Here is a 20463-nt window from a genome sequence, read left to right on the forward strand (position 1 = left end):
ACCGATTCAATATGATTATTTACGGATGGAAAGCAGCGCATTTACGATCTACACAATCCAAAACAGCAGTATGCCCAAGTTGTAAAACCCAAGGGTCTACTATCATCAGTGTTTTTAGCAGACATGTCCATATTTTTTGGATACCTCTTTTTCCATATGGAAAAACAGGGACTTCACAATGTCAACATTGTCAGCATACCATGAAGGTTAAACAAATGCCTGAGGAAATAAAACGGGAGTATAAAAACCTAAAGATGGACGTAAAGCCACATATCTGGCAATTCTCGGGGCTGGTATTGATTTCTTTTTTGATCGCGTGGGGAATTTATTCGAGTAAAGAAAATGATAAGAAAAATCTTGAGTATATTGGTGCTCCAAAAGTTGGAGATATCTATGAGTATAAAACTGAAAGTGGATATTATTCATCTCTTAAAGTAGTAAACGTTTCTACCGACAGTATTCGGGTAGTGCCCAACGAATACGAAATAGAGAAGAAGACTGGGATTTATAAAATTGATAAACCAGAGAATTATGGCGAGTTTAGCTACGGATTATCAAAACAAGAACTAATTGAAATGTTTACTTCTGAAGAAATATATGAGGTAAATCGATAATTAGAGATATAGAGTACACCAAAACAAACAGATATGATCAAAAAAACACTGGTAATTGCACTCATGGCAGTTACAGTTGGTGCTTGTAAGAAGGAAAAGACAGTTACCGAGACCACAGCACCAAAAGCGGATGTAAGTAAAGCGTTTAATGAAATGCTAGACAATTACTACGAAGAAGGTTTAATTCTTAACCCTGTGCAAGCTACTTTTGCAGGAGATAATCGTTTTAATGACCAGTTTCCGAATCCGCTAGCCGACGAAACCGTAAATAAAGTAAAAGCATATTACACCAAATACAAAGAACAACTGGCTCAGTTCGATAATGCTTCACTTTCGGATAGTGAAAAAATGACGAAGGCCATTTTGAAATGGGAATGTGATATTAATCTTGATGCTTTTAACTATAAGAAGGAATATTTTCCTATCGATCAAATGTGGTCGATTAATTTAATGGCGGGACAATTGGCCAGTGGAGCCAGTGCACAACCTTTTAAAACTGTAGAAGATTACAACAATTGGCTACAACGTTTAGAAGGGTATTTGGCATGGATGCAATCTGCAGAAGAAAAAATGAAAGAGGGAATGCAACAAGGGTATGTGCTCCCAAAGTCTTTGATTGTAAAAGTACTTCCGCAACTAGAAGCATTGACGGTGAATGATCTGGATAAGCATTTGTTTTATGCACCGGTTAAGAATTTTCCTGAGGAATTTTCTGAAGAAGATAAGAAGCAACTTACCGAAGCATATGGTAAAATGGTTTCTGAGAAAATCATTCCTGCGTATACTTCTCTGCATAAGTTTATGAGTGCAGACTATCTGGATGCGGGTAGAGCAAGCTCTGGTATTGCTGATATCCCCGGAGGAAAAGAATATTATGATTATCAAATTAAGTTGTACACTACTACCAATATGACCGCAGACCAAATTCATGAATTGGGATTGTCTGAGGTAGCTCGAATTTTATCCGAAATGGAAAAAATAAAAGAGCAGGTGGGGTACACTGGTGATTTAAAATCATTCTTTAATCACGTACGTAACAAAAAGGAGCTAATGCCTTTTACAGAACCACAACAGGTAATTGATAATTTTAATGCGATTCATGATCGTATGAAACCACAGATAGAAAAGTTGTTTGATGTAAAGCCTAAAACTCCTTTTGAGGTACGTCGTACGGAAGCTTTTCGTGAAAAATCGGCTAGTGCAGAATATAATCCAGGTTCTCTGGATGGTACGCGACCAGGTATTTTTTATACTCCGATTCCAGACGTAACCAAATACAATACGTATAGTGATGAGTCTCTGTTTTTACATGAAGCTATACCAGGACACCACTATCAAATTTCCTTAACTCAGGAAAGTGAAGAATTACCAAAATTTAGAAAAACATTGTGGTACAGTGGTTATGGTGAAGGTTGGGCATTATATAGTGAATCTTTAGGGAAAGAACTAGGCTTATATACCGATCCTTATCAGTACTTTGGAATGCTTGGAGCAGAGATGCATCGTGCTATCCGTTTGGTGGTGGATACAGGATTGCATTCAAAAGGGTGGACCAGAGAACAAGCCATTCAATATTCTCTGGATAATGAGGCTGAGTCTGAAGCTGGAATCATTTCTGAAATAGAACGATATATGGCCAACCCAGGACAAGCTTTATCGTACAAAATAGGGCAATTAAAGATTAGAGAACTTAGAGCCAAAGCCGAAAAGGAATTAGGAGATAAGTTTGATATCCGTCAATTTCACAATGAAGTGTTAGAAACCGGATGTGTGCCTCTTGCTTTGTTAGAGGATAAAATCAATAGCTGGATTGCTAAAAGTAAATAAAAAGATCTTATGAAATAATAAAGGCGCTTGAAATCAGGCGCCTTTTTTTGTTTAAAAACTAGTGTATGCTTTAAGTACTTTTTGCCCTAGCATTTTGGCCGTTGTTAAATACAAAAATTGCTTGGGCTGCGTGGTTAAAAATTCACTCATTAACCACTGCTCCATATCATTAAATATTTCTTTGAATAAGTTAGGGCGATATCGGGTGATTGAGCCTAAATAGAAGATGGTCCAATAAATAATCATCTCAGTAGGGTATCGGTGTTGCTTCTGTTTTGAGATATACATTTTGTACCCATCGTCACCCACATAGTACCAAACTCCTTTATGAATAAGTTGTTGGGATAGGGCATAATAATCCTGTCGGGTAGGGCTGTATTTATCAATATTTAGTGATTCGATTAAATATGGAATACCTTCTTCCTTTTCAATATGATATCCTAATTTTTTTAATGAAGTAATATCTCTACCATCACATTGCACTTTGGCTTTGATCCCTATTTCTTTACCATCTTTAAAATATAGCACATTGGATAGTTTGCAAAAGGATTCTGAAACGCGATAGATCTCACTATAGGCTCTATGAATTCCTACACAGTGTGATAACAGGTTCTTTAGGTTGATTGTGGTATTGGTGTCAATGGTAACTCCATTAAATAATCGATACAATTCTGAAGCTACCTTGATTTTATCTTTTTCAATAGGTTGCAAAGTTACCCCGCTTCGACGAAAAGAATTGTTATTACGCTCGCTAATACCATGGAGGTAATGAATGTGCTGCCCATAATTATGTTCCAGATTCAGAACAATCTTGGATAGATTGAGAAACGAATAGTAAAATAATAAGGGTTTGGTATTGAGGGGAGCACTTTCTGCCGCATTGTAGAAGTTTTTGGCCTGTTCTAATAGAGAAAGCAAAAACTTTTTATCGATGTTTTTCTTTTTAATCACATAATCCCAAAATGCCCAAACATCAGAGATGATTAATTTTCTTTCGTGTCCTAAATAAACAAGATTGGTTTCCTTAGTAAACAAAGGAAACCCATATTTTTCTTTTAATTCTGTCATTTTTTAAGCTGGCTCAACTGTTTTGTAAAGCTACTAGTTTTTTGCCAATAAGAATAAAGAAACTCTTTCTAATCAACATAGAAAGAGTTTTCATCTTGAATTAATACTGTGTAGATGGTTAAAACCCTTTAAAGGCTTCTGCATCTTTTATCAAAACCAATATATCATACCTAAACATGGTTTTTTTGAATCCTTCAGAGAAATTTGAATATGCATGTTCTCTCAAGGGCGCTAAGTTTAAAACAAAGTATTTTTTTGTAATAGAGGGTATGAGCTCTTGTATTTCTTTGGGAAACTGTTTTGTATTATCAAAAGGCACCGAAGATGAAGGGGCAAATGGGTTGCCAGTGGCAGCAGTTCCTGTGATTCCCATAACCACAAAATGAATCGAATGCATGTTGTTCATAATGGCCAGTTCGCTTGCTAGATTAGAGATATCATAGATATTGGTTCGAGTTAGCCCTTTGGCAGCGTGATTCGCTCCCAGTTTAAAAATTACCTTAGGCGTTGGTATTGTTTTTTGGGCTTCTTTATAGTAACGAGCAAAGTTTTGCTTCATTAATAGCCCTCTTTCGTTGTTATTCTTGTAATACTCTTTGGTAATGGTGTTGTAGGCATAGATTTCTTTAGTTTTCCAAAGTTGCTTGATAATCTCAATTTCATTTGGATCATCGGTAAGAGATAATAAATGATCATGGGTAGCCTTATCGTATTGAAAAATGTAAGGTGCGGTGTAGTCCTTTTGTGCTACGGCTTGTTTGTATGCGATATCCGCTTTTTCCTTGAGTTCTTCTACTTTGTTTTTTAAGGCTTTATTCTGAGTAGTTTGACTCAAGTAATCAAAGTTTAAACGAAACTGAACCATAAAAGTCTGGTCAATTCCCCAGATATCTCCTCCCTTTGTTACAACATTAGTAAATAGGTTATAGTCATTTTCATTGTTGTAAAATGGTATGCTATATGGAAACTCCCTATCTAGATTTTTTGCCTTATCAATAGGAGCTTTTGCGGATGCCATTGCCTTGATCTTTTTTGCTGCAATAGCATCGGTTTCAATACATAATGTTTTGTACTCATAAGATTGTGCTTGGTCGAATAGGAAATTCGTAAACGCACCTACTTCTTTGATGCCATGTTGCTCTCCTACAAATACAAATTGACTGTTTTCTAGTTCTTTCTTGGTAAAAGTGATGAATTTTTCTTCAGACAACTCATCAATTTCAAAACTGTAATCCGAAAGATTGATTTTGTTTTGAGTATGACCAGATATGGGGAATAATAGTGAGAGGATAAATACAATGACATATATTTTTTTCATAAGATGTGTTTTTTTGATTGATGAATCAAAATTAGAGAGTTTACCAATCGCTTTTTTGTAGAAAACCATGAGTAAAGATTATAGCTATCTGAAGAGGTGTTTTTAAAGTGTGAGATTAGATATTTACCTGATGAAGACAAAAAAAGTGCTCCGAATTGTCGCTGTTATGGCTCTAAAAGAAGTTGGGAATTAGTATTGATTAGCTATTTTTATATACCTAAAATGACGATATGACTGTACAATCACCCAGATTACCCGTAATTTGGAAACTAGCAATTGTAGTAACCATAGGTGTGGTAATGTTTGGGATTATTGCTATTGGTTCCATGTTTAGAGAACCTCCTGGTTTTAATCCTGCTTTTTTGATACTAAAACTGTTTTTGATATATCTCTGTTTTGAATCGATTGTTCAATTTCAACAAAGAGTGTGGACCAGAAAATTAAATAATGTTTTGATTTTTTTGGGAAGTGTAGTTTTTGGAACAACAGTATATACCGTCTTGTTTTATTTTTACAAATGGTTAGATCATTTTGTATTGCATAGCGAGGTTCCTATGCTACAGCATATGGTTTTTGCAGCTTTTATAGGTTTGGCTATTTCAGCAATAATCAGCTTAATTCTTATTGCGTCTAACTGGAAAAACCAATATTACTTATCGCAATTAGAGAATGAAGAATTTAAGAGAGAAATAGTAAAAGCAAATTTGGCGATCCTTAAAAATCAATTGGATCCTCATTTTATGTTCAATAATTTTAATACATTATATTATTTAATCGATGAGAATACGACATTAGCTCGGCAGTTTTTAGAAAATATATCATCGGTATATCGTTACATTTTGCAGTATAATGATCAGGCATTGATTCCTATATCTCAAGAATATCAAATGGTAAAACAATATTTGGGATTACTAGAATTGCGATATAAAAGTGCGTTAAGTATCGATATTGATGTGGATGTTGAAATGCTCAAACAAAAAAATGTACCTCCTCTGGTTTTGCAGCAATTGGTCGAAAATGCAATCAAGCATAACAGGATAGATGAACATTATCCTTTGACTATTGGTTTTGAAGTTTCTGAGGATTATTTTACCATAAAAAATAATACGAACCCCAAACGTTTGTCAAAAACTACAGGAACAGGTCTGGACAACATCAAAAAACGATATGGTTTTCTTTCGAATCAAGAAGTCATAGTGATTGAGAATACCGAAGAATTTGAAGTATCCATCCCTTTATTAAAAAGTGAATAATGAAGCTTAACGCTGTACTTATAGAAGATGAAACCGTAGCAAGGGATCATTTTATAAAAACTCTGGGGCAGATTACCAGTGATATCAGAATAATCACATCGATAGCTTCTGTAGAAGATGCGATATCTTGGTTTACCACAAACCCTTCTCCTGATTTGATTTTTATGGATATTCAATTGTCGGATGGGTTATCTTTTGATATTCTTCAAGAGATAGAAATCGAAGTTCCTATCATTTTTGTAACGGCATATGATCAATATGCGATTCAGGCATTTAAAACTACAGGAATTGATTATTTGCTAAAACCTATTGTAAAAGACGATCTCGAAAATGCGCTAAACAAGTTTTTTAAAACCAGTATTCAGCCTGATGATGAATTGGGGATTAAGAGTATAGATCTGGCACAAAATGTTAGGGGACATTATGGAAAGAAATACAGAGAACGTTTTTTATTGAAGTCCGGTCAGAATATGATACCTGTTACTATAAATGAAATTGCATACTTCTACAGGGATAAATTAGTTTTTGCCCAACTTTTTGATGGGAGGTCCTTTGTATTGGATTATTCTTTACATCAATTGCAGCATATTTTGGATCCTAAAATATGCATTCGATTGAACCGACAAGTTTTAGTACATATTGATGCCATAAAAGAATTACAGACCACAAAACCTGGACAGTTAAGGATAACACTACAACCTCAGTTTCACGAAGAAATTTGTTTAAGTCCAGAGCGGTCGAGGTACATAAAACTTATTCTGAATGAAACATAAAACTTAGCAGCTATCATCGTAACCGCTAAGCTTTATGTGTATTATTGATTTAAAAATAGGCATTCGCAATACGTTCTTTGGATTTTTCTAAAGCTACGGCATGAGTTGCTCCCATTTTGGATATTTTTTCAATGGCGTTGCGTACCAACTCTTCGTTAGGGATAGCCGATGCTAGTCCATTTTTGGCAGCAACTAGTTGTTGGGCTTCTTTCAACTGATCTTCGCTAAGTCTAGCTTTTAATCTAGCTACAGCTTCCGAATATTGTCTGTCCAGTTCCATCCAGGTGTTGATATCGATTTTACCTTCTCCCAATTCGTCTGTAAGTGCCGCTTGCAAAGTCTTCATATGTAGGTAATTCCTTTTGTTAATCAATGCAGCATCAAATTTTGCCTGATGTTTGATATCATCTATACTCTGTATCACCCGATAATATATGGCTGTGGTGGTTACGGCTTCGTTTCCAAACGTTTCGTTGTCTTCAATATTGGTCGAAGAAGCATATAAAAATGCAAATACTCCAGGAGATAGTCGGTTCATAGAAAATGATAAACTAGTGGCCGATTGTGATGAGGATTTAGCAGCCTGTGCCACCGTGTTTACTACATCTACATAAGCCTCGATAGCCTCTGGACTAGTTGCAGGTTGTACTACCGTTGGATCCATTGCTTTGATAGCAGCTTTGAGAGAGGAGGTAACCACTTCTGCGATTTTATCCAAACTAAACTGGCTGGTATATTCTGTTTTAATAGCAGAATTGTAGTCAATTTCTCGAGGGTCTGTAATTTGTGCATCGGATAAATGACTTTCAATTTCAGAAAAAAAGCGCTCTTTGTGTGCTCCTTCTTGTGCGATAATCATTGCTTCCAATTTCTCGATTTGTTCTTTTGCCTTTACCGTTTTGTCGGCAACGCGTTGTACTTTTGCTGTTCTACATGCCATGGTTTTAAGTATTTACTTCCTACTCTTTTGGCTTTTCGGATTGCGCCTCGTTGTTTTTAAGTGGTTTCTGAGCTCCACAAATAGAGATAATTTGTGTTCTCAAAAGTATCGTGCCAATGAAAATCGGACAAGACCATAAATACTTGATTTTTAATACCGTATTTGTACGGATTGGGTGAGGTTTATACGTTGTTTAATACATTGTTTTGCTTTTATTTTTTTGATCAAAAATCTAATAAATGGCCTATGTTTTTGCAGGAGAAAGTTTGTTGAGGATCACTTAGATGTAAGATAGTAGCATGATTTTAATTAAGAAAACCTTAACGATGTCAATTATTGCTTATCCCTATTTTTAGCCTCGAAAATCACAACTCAACTCAATTATGAAAAAGATTCTTTTTTTAGGTGTTAGTACCTTACTCTTCATTTCTTGTCAACAACCAATAGAGGTGGACTTGGTAGTTACTAATGCAAATGTATATACAGTAGATGAAAGTGCTAGCAAAGCCCAGGCCTTTGCGATCAAAGATGGTAAATTTGTTGCTGTTGGTAGTACTGAGGAAATTTTGTATACCTATACATCCACCAAAACTGTAGATGCTGCGGGAAAAACTATCCTTCCTGGTCTTATCGATGCGCATTGTCATTTTTATGGACTAGGGATGCAGCAGCAGAAAGTGGATTTGGTAGGGACCAAAAGCTATGATGAGGTTTTGGATCGCATAGTATCATTTCAAAAACAAAAAAATGTTTCTTTCATCACAGGTCGTGGATGGGATCAAAACGATTGGGAAGTACAAGAGTTTCCTACCAAAGAGAAATTAGATAGTCTTTTCCCAGACACACCGGTTGCTGTACGTAGAGTAGATGGACATGCAATGCTGGTCAATCAAAAAGCATTGAATATGGCTGGGATAACTGAAGCGACAAAGGTGCCAGGAGGAGAAGTAATTTTAAAAGATGGGAAACCTACTGGAGTACTAGTAGACACCCCAATGAAAATGGTTGATAAGGTCGTTCCAAAACCAACTGTTGCAGAACAGGTTCAAGCCTTAAAAGATGCCGAAAAGATTAACTTTAAATTTGGATTAACTACAGTTGATGACGCAGGGTTAAGCCCAGAAGTGATTTCGATCATTGATAGTTTACAAAAAGCTGGAGAATTAAAAATCAGAATGTATACTATGGTTAGTAATGTGCCAGAATATGTAGATTACTACTTGAAAAATGGAGTTCATAAAACAGACCGGTTGAATGTGTCCTCTTTTAAAGTATATGCAGATGGAGCTTTGGGATCCAGAGGAGCAGTCCTGAAACTACCCTATAGTGATAAGCATGATCATCATGGAGCAATGGTTATTGGGGTAGAAGATTTTAAAGCTTTGGCTAAAAGATTAGCAGACTCTCCTTTTCAGATGAATACCCACGCCATCGGTGACTCTGCCAATGCAGTGGTGATGAAAACTTATTATAATGAATTAAAAGGAAAATCCGATCGTAGATGGCGAGTAGAGCACGCACAAGTGGTAGCACCCGAAGAATTTGAGATACTAAATAATAACCTAGTGATGAGTGTGCAACCGACCCATGCTACAAGTGATATGTACTGGGCAGACGAGCGCTTGGGAGAAGAACGGATCAAAGGAGCGTATGCCTATAAGAAACTACTGGAAAAAACAGGAACGATTGCCTTAGGAACAGATTATCCGGTAGAAAATGTGAGTCCGTTCTATACTTTTTATGCTGCAGTGGCCAGAAAAGATCTAAAACAATATCCCGAAGGTGGATTCCAGAAAGAAGATGCACTTACAAGAGAAGAAACCCTAAAAGGAATGACATTATGGGCAGCATATAGTAATTTTGAGGAAAACGAAAAAGGAAGTATTACCAAAGGTAAATTTGCTGATTTTGTAATTCTTGAAGAGAATATTATGGAAGTTGAAGAAGATAAAATACCCAATATAGAAGTAAAAGCAACTTATCTCAACGGAGAGGAAGTGTATAGCAAATAGGAGCTGTACATTTGCATGAACAAAAAGCTAGAAACAACCGATTGTTTCTAGCTTTTTGTTTTATATGATGTATTTAGATATTGAATGTCTATGTGTTATCGACCTCCATTAGCTCTTAGATCGGCAATGCAAAGTGGATCAAGTACTGGTATCTCATCTCCCAATCCCATCATACCACTACCAAATTCGATAGCAGCTTCCATCAAGCAACTCTCTACATTGCAATGACCACTATTTTCCGCATCTTCATGAGCAGATTGTAAAGGAGTACCTATATTGACCAGTCCCATAAGGTGTGCAAATTCATGATTGAGTGTAGCTGTTTCTATACTACTTAACAGAGGAGCACCTGGACGAGTACTTAACTGCCTCAATGTCCCTTCATAAATAACCATAGATGTATTTCGATAAGCAGATCCCAAAGTGACTTGTTGGTTGCTGTCTTCTTCGTTTCCACCATCGGCAAAATACACGTACACCGTGATTTCGTCACCTGCATTAAATATAGATCTTGTGTTGGCCTCTATGGCCGCAATTTCTTGTATAGTAAAAGGAGCTTGATTTGAAGAAGGTACAGAACGCTGATTAATTACAATACCATCAGGCTTAAATAGTCGTTCTTCAAGAAACTGTCTAAAAGCATTAACAGCTGTGGTCGTAGGTTCAAAACCTTGTACAGAAACCATTTCTACAGTCAAACTATTAAAGTTGGTACTACTCAATAAATCATTAGCAGAACTACCTAAAGGTTGCTGGTTGCTAGCAGGTATCGCAGCGGTTTCTAGAGAGGTATTGTCATCATCATCAGAACAACTAATTAAAATAAAAGAAGAAAATAATAGATATGCTAAAAGCTTTGTGATTTGCACGAGACTTAGTTTTAGTTAATACTTTGGTTACCTTGATGATAGATGTAGATTATGTTTTAAAAAACGTTATAATCCAGATCATGTGACAAAAACATAAATCGTCACAAAGACTATACCATGTTAGGCATTCAATAAGGTAAACTTGGCTAAATAGTCGTTATTTTCCCCTTCGACTAACAATTCGCACAAAAAGCCATGTGCATTTGCAGCATTTTGTAGGGTGTTATAATCAATGTATAACCAATCAAACCAGTCTGTAGTTAATGCTTTGTAGGTCATCTTGTAACACATCTCACCATAGTAAGCTGCTGTAGGATCTACCCAAAAACCACCATCTTCATCGGTAAATAAATAGGAAATGTCAGAAGAGTCGATGAGTACTTGTCCGTTAGGAGTCAGAAGTGTTTTGAGGTGAACAAAAAAGCGATCGATCTGATCCAAACGACCAATGATGCCACTACCATTCATCAAAAAAAGTAGGGTGTCGTAGGTTTTGTCTTTTAATGTGAAGATATCCTGAACCTTTGCTTGTTGTAACCCTCTTTTTTGAGCAATTTCAATAGCCCCTTCAGAAATATCGATACCCGTAACGTTTAGTCTTTTTTCTTCCTGAAGGTAAAGACTATGGCTACCTGCTCCACATCCCACATCCAATACTTTACCATAGGCAAAATCCAATGCTACTTGTTCTATTTTGGGCATATCGGGATACGTTCTGAACAAATAGGGAACAGGAATATAATCGTCGTCAAAATCCGAAGCGTGGACGGTGATATCTTCAGAATAATTCTGATTGTAGTAATCTCTAATCGCTGCTCCAAAGATATCTTTGCTCATAATGGTATAGGATAAAAGGTAAATTGTAATTTTGCCTTATGCAAGAATTCATAGATCAATTACCAAAACTGGCCAAAGATAAACATAACGAAAACAAAAAGTTCTTTGCAAAACTCAAAAAAAAACCACCCAAGAAATTGGATGAAACAATGCAGGTGTTACATGAAGAAGAGTTTGAGCGTACCGATTGTTTAGAATGTGCTAATTGCTGTAAGACTACTGGTCCTTTGTTTACAGACAGAGATGTGGAGCGCATCGCTAAGTTTTTTAGAATGAAACCGCAAAAGTTTGAAGAAACGTACCTAAGAAGAGATGAAGATGGAGATTTGGTATTGCAAGAAGTACCCTGTACGTTTTTGGGTGCAGATAACTATTGTTCGATTTATGAGGTACGACCAAAAGCCTGCAGAGAATACCCTCATACTGATCGTAAGAAATTTCAGCAAATCTCGAATTTGACCTTAAAGAATGTAGGGATTTGTCCTGCGGCGTACAACATAGTGGAAAAGATGAAAGCTATGTTGTAATACAAAAAACCCTACACCTTATTTAAGGTATAGGATTAATTTGTAAGTGTGTCTTTTTATTTGTTAGTCTGGATTATTAAGATCTTCTATGTTTTTTGCCATTATTACTCCAGGTAGTTTAATAGGAGCGGCAACTTGCGCCAAGAATGTACCTTTTACTTCACCAGTCTTGTAAGTAGTAAATCCGATTCTGTATAGACCAACAGTTAATGCTTTTAAGGGATCGCTAGCTTCACTTTTGTATCTTAAAAGCGAGTTGTAACTACTTCCACTGGGTTGTTTAGGCATTTCACTACTGTCGTCATTTTTGGCTAATGTAATCCAGTTAGCTGCTTTAATAGCATCTGCGGTAATTTTATCTTTACTAGTAATATCAGATCGTTCTAAAGTAATGTAAGTATCAAAAAAATCGTTCGATCCTGCGTTTTCTGTGTATGAAGAAGAAGCAGTTGCTCCTTTTACTTTAGTTTTACCTACAGGAGACATCATTCTAACACCGAGTTCTGGAGCTACAGCAGGAATCCAAACATAGATATAGTAGAATTTTTTCCCTTCTTTTACCTCGTCTTCGTTACCTGGAGCTGCATACCCCAAGTAGGATACTACATCAGTATAGGGTACTTTAATTGTTTTAGGACCGATCTTCTTTTCCGTAAGACCTCCAAACTTTTTTAATTTTTGAGCCTGAACTGTTGTAGAAAAAACTAGGGCAAACGCACTTAATAAAATTAAGATTTTTGTTTTCATAATAGTTGATTTAGTTATGTTTATTAATAATTGGTTAGAGACACCTACATGATATAAGTAATTAACAACACTAAATATAGACAAATCTGAGTTTTTATGTAGGAAATAATATCATTTGTTGATTAATATATTATTACCAATTAAAAAACAAGATGACCCGATCTTATCTTGTTAAATTGTAGTGTTTTAATATAATCAGATAAATTTCGAGTCATCTATACAACAACAATAGCTCTTTTAGAAATCGATATCGTCCCCTGCTTTGGCTCCTGCAAACTCGGCATTGTATTTTTCCATAAGTTCTCCCATTTTTAATGCCATACGAGTATCTGTTGCCATTTTAGGACTCCAGTGAGCGCCAACAGAACTCCAGTCTGTTACCGTAAGCCCATACTCCTGTAAAATAGAAGCAGCATCTTTTCCTTGTGCAGCCCCCATATTTTGATGACACATAATTTTTATATACAGCTCAAAATCTTCCATAACATTAGTCAAACTATTACCACTGCTAGTAGTATTGGCTTGAGATCCCTGATTAGTTTCTTGAGAGGCAAACTTTCCTATATTCGAATTTACAAAAGCATCTCCGTATACTTTAGATATAGCAAATGTAGTGTCTTGAGACATTCTCGTATTCCACTCCGCGGATACTTGATCCCAAATGGGTTTTTCGGTTCCAATAATCTGTAAAACTTCTTCAAGATCCATACCTCCTGCAATTTTAGCATTGGCAGCTGCCCAGGTTTCCATATCAATTCCAGAAATAGGGTCCAATAACCCTCCGGCTTCTGCAGCTTCGATATGCGAATCCATTTGGGCGTCTAATTTCGCTTTCTGTTCCTTTAAAAAATCATCTGCCGCATCATAGGCTTTTTCCTGTGCATCATCGAGTAGGGCTATTCCCCACAAAAAGTGTTGTTCATTAGAGAATCCGTATTCTTGAATTTGATCGTTAAACTCTTCCAGATTATCATCTTTAATATCTTTAATTTCATTAAGAATACTCGTAGCATCATCATGAGAAAGTTCACGTACTTGTTCAGGCATTTCCAATTTATGTACATATCCATATCTTCTAATACCAACCGGAAATTGGTTGTTGAGATCTACCCAATGAGGCTCACCTAAATTGGGTTTGTATGGCCAAATATCATGATTCTCGTCTGCATCAAGGTCCTGAAAAGATAGATCTGCGCATGGCCATGTAGTATAATCATAGTCATGCCAGTCCATACGGTCTAGTACCATTAAATAATCTCGATATTCGTCTTTATTTTTTCCAGTTACATTTTGGTATAATTCATTCACTGTACTCATAATATTTAATTTTTAATGATTGATTTTTGTTTTTATAATTGAGATAATATTTCCTGTTTTTTCTGTTTGTACTCTTGCTCATCGATTAATCCTGCATCAAACATTTTCTTTAGCTTTTCAAGTTTTTGCATGAGATCATCTTCTGAAGAAGTATTTTGGTTAGAGGGGGGGGGTTGAGGTGAAGAAGTTTGCCCTTGATTGGTTTGATTGTTCATCATGTTGCCTAGCATTTGACCCATTCCGAGTCCGGCTCCCATTTGCATACCAAGGTTACCATTGCCTTCATTTTTTGCCATATTTTTCAAGGCTTCGAGTTGTTGGTAATCCTGATAACTAACACCAAGTTCTTTCATCGCTTGAGCTTCTGCACTCATATCTGCGATTCTACCAATTCTTGTCCTGGTTTCTTCGTCAAAACTGGTGCCTTCTATTCTAAAATCAAGTAATTCGAATCCCAAATCATCAAAAATCTGAATACTGGAATTCTTTGAGAAGGATGCTATTTCATTGCGATGTTTGTCAATTTCTATATAGCTGAAAGATGCATTGGCGAGAAAATCACTAATGGGTTGTGTAATTCTGGAAAGTATTACTTTTTGTATCGCTTTGACCGGGTAATAATCATCTCCGGCGATGACATTTGTAAAAAAGTTAACAGGTTTTGTGATCCGGAAAGAAAAGTTTCCGAAGGCGCCTAGTCCTACAGGAAAATTATAAACAGGATCTTTATAGGTTATTGGCGAGGGAGTCCCCCATCGTATATTTTGCATTTCTGCTTTACGGTAAAAGAAGATACCGACTTTGTGAGCAGACTCAAATTTATACATAATGCTTTTGATCGTGGTCCAAAATGGAATATTACCTGTTTTAAGATCGTAAAGACCTTCTTTTTCAAAAAAGCCTTTTACTTCCCCTTCATATACAAAAAGACATCCTTGTCCCGGACCTACAATGAGTTTTGATGCGTTCTTAATTTCGTCGCCATTTTCGGTCCATTTTTCAAAAAGAGTTTCTGGCTTTGGGTGATGCCATTCGATTACCGAACGAAGTTGATTACTAAATGAATTTGACATATCTTTTTTCTTTTATGGATTACTCGTAGTTCGTTAAAAAAGCTGTTTTGGCTTTTAGATCTTTCTCGTATCTGTCTTTATAATCGGGGATAATTTCTATGCGTCTTTTTAGGTAAGCTTCTACATATTTTTGATAATGTATGGCTAACTCTTCGTTGTTATAGATCTCTGAGTCTTGTAGATAATTTTGAAATTTCAAATATTCATAGTGCAGGTAATGTGTTAGGCCAGCTTCTTCTCCTAAGGCGTGAACAGCAAAATGTTCGATGTTTCTGGCTTTTGTCCCTGGTTCGAATGTATTTACAGTTTGGCAATATGAACAGGTGCTATAATAGGATCTAAAAAAATTATCTTTTACTGAAAGTTTGGCTTGGCATTGTGTGCAACAAAAATCTTTGGATAAAATGTCTTTAACTTCTTTTAGTAATGTTTTTGCGGCTTCCGAAAAAACTTTTACTTCGTATGATTTTAATTGCTGTTCTAATTGGAATCTAAGAGAAAAGGCTTTGTCCCGTTCTTTATTGAAAGCTGCTGAACCAAAATCCACACCGATATCTAAAAATGCACCTTCAACTTTCTCCTGCCAGGTATCATCTATTTTGTAAATAAGGTCGTTGGCTTGGGAGTAAATTCCTTGCCATGCATTACTGAAAGTAGTTGTTTCGAAATCTGTTGCTTCAAATAACATGGGCAAGACAGCTTCGGTTTTTTTGAGTATTTCTAGAAACCGTTCTTCAATTTTTTTGAGAAAACTATCCCATCTATGTTGTGTATCACTAAAAGACATTATACTATTTGAATTAAGGATTAATAGAATGGATTCCCACAGAAATCACAATATTGAAGATCTGTGTCCTCAGGTCTTGCCGCTCCACAGCTTTTACATTTTTTGGTTTCAAGACCAGCATCTGTTTCTTCGTATTTTTTGGTCGAAGAGACGGCATTGGCAAGGATGTCATCCAATAGACTTTTTTCTTCTTTGGATTTTTTGTTGTTCTTTTTTTGCATCTCTACCTTTTTGAAGTGAATTAAAATGTATAGCCCTTATGTTACCAAGTAAAACATAAGGGCTAGTAGGATCAATTGATCATATTCCAAATGGTATTATAACCCCTTCTTTAGATCAGCAATTGTTTTCGCCATCACTACACCAGGTAACTTGATGGGGGCAGCTACCTGCGCTAGAAAAGTTCCTTTTACTTCTCCAGTCTTATACGTTGTAAAACCAATTCTGTATAGTCCTACAGTAAGTGCTTTTAATGGATCGCTAGCTTGACTTTTATATCTTAATAAAGAGTTGTAGCTGCTTCCGCTTGGTTGCTTTGGCATTTCACTACTATCATCATTACGTTCTAGCGTTACCCAGTTTGCACTTTTTACAGCGTCTTCGCTGATGTTATCTTTACTGATAATATCTGATCTTTCTAAAGTAACATAAGTATCAAAATAGTCTTTAGAACCAGCATTATCCTGATACGCTTGAGATAAAGTAGCTCCTTTTACTTTTGTTTTTCCAACAGGAGACATCATTCTTACTCCTAGTTCTGGAGCTACAGCAGGAATCCATACATAGATATAGTAAAATTTCTTTCCATCTTTTACTTCATCCTCATTTCCTGGTGCTGCGTATCCTAAATAGGAAACAACATCGGTATAAGGTACTTTGATGGTTTTTGGTCCTATTTTCTTTTCTACAGAACTACCGAATTTTTTTAATTTTTGAGCCTGAGTTGTAACGTTGCTTCCAAAAGCAAGAAGTGCTAGAACAATTAAAATTTTTGTTTTCATTTTTAAAATTTAAAATATTAATTAATAATTGATTAGTTGTTGTTTGCTAGGTACGGCATGATGCTTACAAATACTATAGCAAAGGCTAAAAGTATAAGTCCAATAAAGTGATACCATGGCGTTTTGATTTTGTTCTTTTTGAAATCTTCAAAACTGTTTAGGAGTTCCTGATTTTGAATTTCTCTTTTTTCAAAAGCTCCTTTACAATGGCCACAGACTGTGTATACTTTTTTTCCTATCGGGAAAAATGGTATCCAAAATACATGGACATATTTTTTGTATCCCTGCACCCACATATTGTTTTGAGTTCCACAATGCGGACAAATTCCGTTATCCAGTTTTTGTGGAGCTATGGTCGAAGAACTTGTTCCAAATATGATCATAGTATTAAGATTAATTAGTTGTCTTTACCAGTATAATGTGGTTGTAATAAGGGATGATTAGATGAATAAGAAAGAAGCTACGATCATCCAAGCTCCTACAATAAGTCCTAGAACTCCAAGCTTTCCTTGTTTAGGAGCTAATTTCTCTCTTAGACGTACAGCTTTTTCTTTTGCTGCTTCGTTTTTTGATAAGAAAAATTTATTGATGAGTCCAAAACCTAGCATGAAACCTAAAATAGCTTCAACTACGTTTCCAGCCAATAAAGTAATCCACCAAATAGGGTGTGTAGTCAGCCATCCAATGTTTAAAACAGCAGAGATGATTCCCCATACTCCCCAGAAGCAGAAGACCAAACCTATCCATCCTTGATAAGGTTCAATTTTTTCTAATAATTCTTTAGCGTTAGGCTTTTTTGCAAGTAATAAAGAAGGTACTGCAATAATACTCAATAAGATTAATGTAATTCCCCAAGTCATAATATATCTATTTAAAGGGTTAGTGATTATTTTTTGTGTATTCATTAAAGTTGAAATCTTAAATAGACTTCGTTTTGTTACTTCAGAATCACATTACAAAGATGAGATAGATTGCTCTCCAGAAAAACACCCTTTCTGGTAAAAATAGCTCCCCTGAAAACAGGGGGATATGGATATTAGTAATTCCCGGTTTCTAGTGATAAATAGGAGTAGACCGAAACGTAATTTTGAAGCTGACAATTTGGTAATTATGGGGAATACAATAAGAAACAATAAAATATCATTTTATTTATTTAGTATCATATGTTACTTTATCGGTGTAACTGGTTTTGCTCAACAGTTGTATCCGGCAAATTTTGATGTAACAACCCTCAATGGAGCAAATGGATTTAGAATACCAGGTATTGATCCTGGATCCCAGTTTGGAGCAGAGACCAAATTTATAGGAGATATCAATGACGATGGTTTTGAAGATATCGCATTAGGAGTAAACAATGCAGATATTAACGGATTAAACCTTGCCGGTGCAGCATATATTATTTTTGGGGGAAATACAGGGTTTCCAGCATCTTTTGATATCACTACCTTAAATGGATCCAATGGTTTTGCGGTTGAAGGGGTGGCTGGGAGTACACGAATGGGTAATTCAGTAGAAGGTGTCGGAGATATTAATGGGGATGGAATTGATGATTTGGTTATTGTAAGTTCTGGGGACACTATGGTAATTTATGGACAAACAACAGCATTCCCAGCAACGTTTAATATCAATTATGCGGATGGAACAAATGGTTTTTTGATCCAAGGGGCGAATACTGCTAATGAAGTTGCTGCTTTAGGAGATATCAATGCAGATGGTATTCCTGATTTTGCTCTAAGTAGGGCAAATTTCTCTAGAGCTGTGTGGGTCATCTTCGGAAGATCATCAAATTTCCCCAATACGATAAATGCATCTTGGTTAGATGGAACTAATGGTTTCGGAATTAATAGGTATTCTAATTCAACAATACCTGGATTTTTGGTAGGAGGAGCAGGAGACATTAATGACGATGGTATTAATGATATTATTGTCGGAGATTGGTCAAGTGGCTTTGGAACTCAACTAGAACGTACTCACTTACTTTATGGTAGAAGTTCCTTCGGTGCTCAGGTAGACTTGGAGACATCACCAATTACAGAAGTATTTACAATCGACCATACAGGGGGTGGTTTTTTAGCATTTACTGGTAGTTTAGGAGATATTAATAATGACGGGATTGATGATTTTTTTGCAGAGACAGCTGCTATTTATGGTAAAGTACAAACAGATCCTTTTCCTGCCAATATCCCTTTGAGTAATGTTCAGGACGGAACTTACGGTTTTATTTTACCGGGAAGCTTGACCTCTGCTTCAATAGGGGATATAAATCAGGATGGGATTAATGATTTTGTTTCTCTTTATGGGAGTTCAGGTTCAGGTTCGGATCGTGATGCATATGTAATTTTTGGTAGTACAACTGGGTTCCCAAATCCTATAAATGAAAGTACTCTTAATGGGACAAATGGATTTGTTATTCCTGGATTTAGGACATCTAATATTGGAAGACCTGCGAGTGGTGGTGGTGATATTAATGGAGATGGAATTGCTGATTTCATTGTGGGTAGTCCAGGTGAAACACCTATTGGCAGTACAGGAAATACAGGAGAAGCCTATGTGATTTTTGGAGGGGATCATTTTGCAGAGCCTTTAAATACTGGATATCCACAGGCCATAAACGAAACTACAGTTGGTTTTACCCTTGTGGTTAACGGACCGGAAACGGGAACCATTCATTACGCAATTTACCCTGGTAACTTTTCTGGTAGCCCCGATCATGATGATATTTTAAACGGAACCGGAGCCACTGAAAGTGGAAACTTTTTAATGAATACAGCAAATACTGATGTTTCAGAAATAATCTCATCATTAGCATCGGGCACTACTTATGATGTATATCTATTCCTGGAAGATGAGGTAGGGAACCAAGGGCAAATTTATCATATTGATAATGTTATTACCTTGTCCACAGGAGATACAGAACCTCCTACAGCGAGTAATCCATTACCGATTAATGAACAGTGTAGTGCTCCAGCACCTGATATTACGGTAGTAACTGACGAGGTGGATAATAGTGGAGTACCTCCGGTTGTAGCTTTTGTAAGTGATGTAAGCGATGGGAACAGCAACCCGGAAGTGATTACCAGAACCTATAGTGTAACCGATGGCGCAGGAAATAGCATTACCGTTACCCAAACCATAACTGTTGATGATACCATTGACCCCACAGCGAGTAACCCATTACCGATTAGTGCTCAATGTAGTGTGCCAGCACCAGATATTACGGTAGTAACCGACGAGGCAGATAACTGTGGTACCCCGATAGTAGCCTTTGTAAGTGATGTCAGTGATGGGAACAGCAATCCAGAGGTGATTACCCGAACCTATAATGTAACCGATGGTGCGGGAAATAGTATTACCGTTACTCAAACCATAATTGTTGATGATACCATTGATCCCACAGCGAGCAATCCATTACCGATTAACGCTCAGTGTAGTACACCAGCACCCGATATTACGGTAGTAACTGACGAGGCAGATAACTGTAGTAGCTCTCCTGTTGTGGC

At 36.4% G+C, this 20463-nt stretch carries 19 protein-coding genes and 1 pseudogene; 7 read left to right on the top strand and 13 right to left on the bottom strand.

Translation table 11 applies throughout. The features are described from left to right. The first annotated feature begins 11 nt into the window (after positions 1 to 11). Both BUE24_RS21500 and BUE24_RS21505 read left to right on the top strand, forming a co-directional pair. The gene (locus BUE24_RS21500) at positions 12 to 614 is read left to right on the top strand and encodes a hypothetical protein (RefSeq protein WP_073321078.1); all 603 of its coding nucleotides are present in this window, start codon (positions 12 to 14) and stop codon (positions 612 to 614) included. Between the two features lie 33 nt (positions 615 to 647). Further along, on the top strand, positions 648 to 2441 hold the full coding sequence (locus BUE24_RS21505; protein WP_073321081.1) for a DUF885 domain-containing protein: 1794 nt from the start codon (positions 648 to 650) through the stop codon (positions 2439 to 2441). A gap of 51 nt (positions 2442 to 2492) precedes the next feature. On the opposite strand, the gene BUE24_RS21510 is transcribed toward BUE24_RS21505, so the two are convergent. Next, on the bottom strand, positions 2493 to 3509 hold the full coding sequence (locus BUE24_RS21510; RefSeq protein ID WP_073321084.1) for a YaaC family protein: 1017 nt from the start codon (positions 3507 to 3509) through the stop codon (positions 2493 to 2495). Between the two features lie 118 nt (positions 3510 to 3627). Beyond that, positions 3628 to 4827, bottom strand: a complete 1200-nt coding sequence (locus BUE24_RS21515) for a hypothetical protein (RefSeq protein ID WP_139242079.1) — start codon at positions 4825 to 4827, stop codon at positions 3628 to 3630. A 230-nt stretch (positions 4828 to 5057) separates the two neighbouring features. Here BUE24_RS21515 and BUE24_RS21520 point away from each other — a divergent pair, with 230 nt between their 5' ends. Both BUE24_RS21520 and BUE24_RS21525 read left to right on the top strand, forming a co-directional pair. After that, positions 5058 to 6080: a sensor histidine kinase gene (locus BUE24_RS21520; protein WP_073321111.1), complete on the top strand. Its 1023-nt coding sequence runs from the start codon at positions 5058 to 5060 to the stop codon at positions 6078 to 6080. Then, positions 6080 to 6853, top strand: coding sequence for a LytR/AlgR family response regulator transcription factor (locus BUE24_RS21525; protein WP_073321114.1), 774 nt, complete (start codon positions 6080 to 6082; stop codon positions 6851 to 6853). Before BUE24_RS21520 ends, BUE24_RS21525 begins: the two co-directional genes overlap by 1 nt. A gap of 49 nt (positions 6854 to 6902) precedes the next feature. Here the strand turns inward: BUE24_RS21525 and BUE24_RS21530 are convergent, their stop codons facing one another. After that, positions 6903 to 7793 carry a hypothetical protein gene (locus tag BUE24_RS21530; protein ID WP_073321117.1) on the bottom strand — a complete coding sequence of 297 codons (891 nt, stop codon included), beginning with the start codon at positions 7791 to 7793 and terminating at the stop codon, positions 6903 to 6905. A 383-nt stretch (positions 7794 to 8176) separates the two neighbouring features. On the opposite strand from BUE24_RS21530, the gene BUE24_RS21535 reads away from it, so the two are divergent. Beyond that, positions 8177 to 9805, top strand: a complete 1629-nt coding sequence (locus tag BUE24_RS21535; protein ID WP_073321120.1) for an amidohydrolase — start codon at positions 8177 to 8179, stop codon at positions 9803 to 9805. A gap of 95 nt (positions 9806 to 9900) precedes the next feature. Here BUE24_RS21535 and BUE24_RS21540 read toward each other — a convergent pair whose 3' ends face one another. After that, positions 9901 to 10674 carry a hypothetical protein gene (locus tag BUE24_RS21540; RefSeq protein ID WP_084549650.1) on the bottom strand — a complete coding sequence of 258 codons (774 nt, stop codon included), beginning with the start codon at positions 10672 to 10674 and terminating at the stop codon, positions 9901 to 9903. Between the two features lie 120 nt (positions 10675 to 10794). After that, the gene (locus BUE24_RS21545; RefSeq protein WP_073321123.1) at positions 10795 to 11511 is read right to left on the bottom strand and encodes a class I SAM-dependent methyltransferase; all 717 of its coding nucleotides are present in this window, start codon (positions 11509 to 11511) and stop codon (positions 10795 to 10797) included. A 38-nt stretch (positions 11512 to 11549) separates the two neighbouring features. Between BUE24_RS21545 and BUE24_RS21550 the strand changes: the two genes are divergently transcribed. Further along, positions 11550 to 12038, top strand: a complete 489-nt coding sequence (locus BUE24_RS21550) for a YkgJ family cysteine cluster protein (protein WP_073321126.1) — start codon at positions 11550 to 11552, stop codon at positions 12036 to 12038. 63 nt (positions 12039 to 12101) lie between these two features. Here the strand turns inward: BUE24_RS21550 and BUE24_RS21555 are convergent, their stop codons facing one another. The 8 genes from BUE24_RS21555 to BUE24_RS21590 all read right to left on the bottom strand — a co-directional run bounded on the left by BUE24_RS21555 (position 12102) and on the right by BUE24_RS21590 (position 17823). Further along, positions 12102 to 12785, bottom strand: a complete 684-nt coding sequence (locus BUE24_RS21555; RefSeq protein ID WP_073321129.1) for a Lipl32 family lipoprotein — start codon at positions 12783 to 12785, stop codon at positions 12102 to 12104. Between the two features lie 237 nt (positions 12786 to 13022). Further along, the gene (locus BUE24_RS21560; RefSeq protein ID WP_073321132.1) at positions 13023 to 14102 is read right to left on the bottom strand and encodes a DUF6620 family protein; all 1080 of its coding nucleotides are present in this window, start codon (positions 14100 to 14102) and stop codon (positions 13023 to 13025) included. 32 nt (positions 14103 to 14134) lie between these two features. Continuing rightward, positions 14135 to 15175, bottom strand: a complete 1041-nt coding sequence (locus BUE24_RS21565; RefSeq protein WP_073321134.1) for an SPFH domain-containing protein — start codon at positions 15173 to 15175, stop codon at positions 14135 to 14137. 19 nt (positions 15176 to 15194) lie between these two features. After that, positions 15195 to 15962: a hypothetical protein gene (locus tag BUE24_RS21570; RefSeq protein WP_073321136.1), complete on the bottom strand. Its 768-nt coding sequence runs from the start codon at positions 15960 to 15962 to the stop codon at positions 15195 to 15197. A 20-nt stretch (positions 15963 to 15982) separates the two neighbouring features. Then, on the bottom strand, positions 15983 to 16183 hold the full coding sequence (locus tag BUE24_RS21575) for a hypothetical protein (protein ID WP_073321138.1): 201 nt from the start codon (positions 16181 to 16183) through the stop codon (positions 15983 to 15985). 96 nt (positions 16184 to 16279) lie between these two features. Further along, a complete protein-coding gene (locus BUE24_RS21580) occupies positions 16280 to 16963 on the bottom strand; it encodes a Lipl32 family lipoprotein (RefSeq protein WP_073321140.1) in 684 nt (227 codons plus the stop codon). Positions 16964 to 16995: 32 nt separating this feature from the next. Then, the gene (locus tag BUE24_RS21585) at positions 16996 to 17346 is read right to left on the bottom strand and encodes a zinc-ribbon domain-containing protein (protein ID WP_073321142.1); all 351 of its coding nucleotides are present in this window, start codon (positions 17344 to 17346) and stop codon (positions 16996 to 16998) included. Between the two features lie 57 nt (positions 17347 to 17403). After that, on the bottom strand, positions 17404 to 17823 hold the full coding sequence (locus BUE24_RS21590; RefSeq protein WP_073321164.1) for a hypothetical protein: 420 nt from the start codon (positions 17821 to 17823) through the stop codon (positions 17404 to 17406). 169 nt (positions 17824 to 17992) lie between these two features. On the opposite strand from BUE24_RS21590, the pseudogene BUE24_RS21595 reads away from it, so the two are divergent. After that, a pseudogene (locus tag BUE24_RS21595) lies at positions 17993 to 20463 on the top strand (FG-GAP repeat protein); the annotation flags it as partial.

Source organism: Aquimarina spongiae (genome assembly GCF_900141785.1).
GTDB classification, from domain to species: Bacteria; Bacteroidota; Bacteroidia; order Flavobacteriales; family Flavobacteriaceae; genus Aquimarina; species Aquimarina spongiae.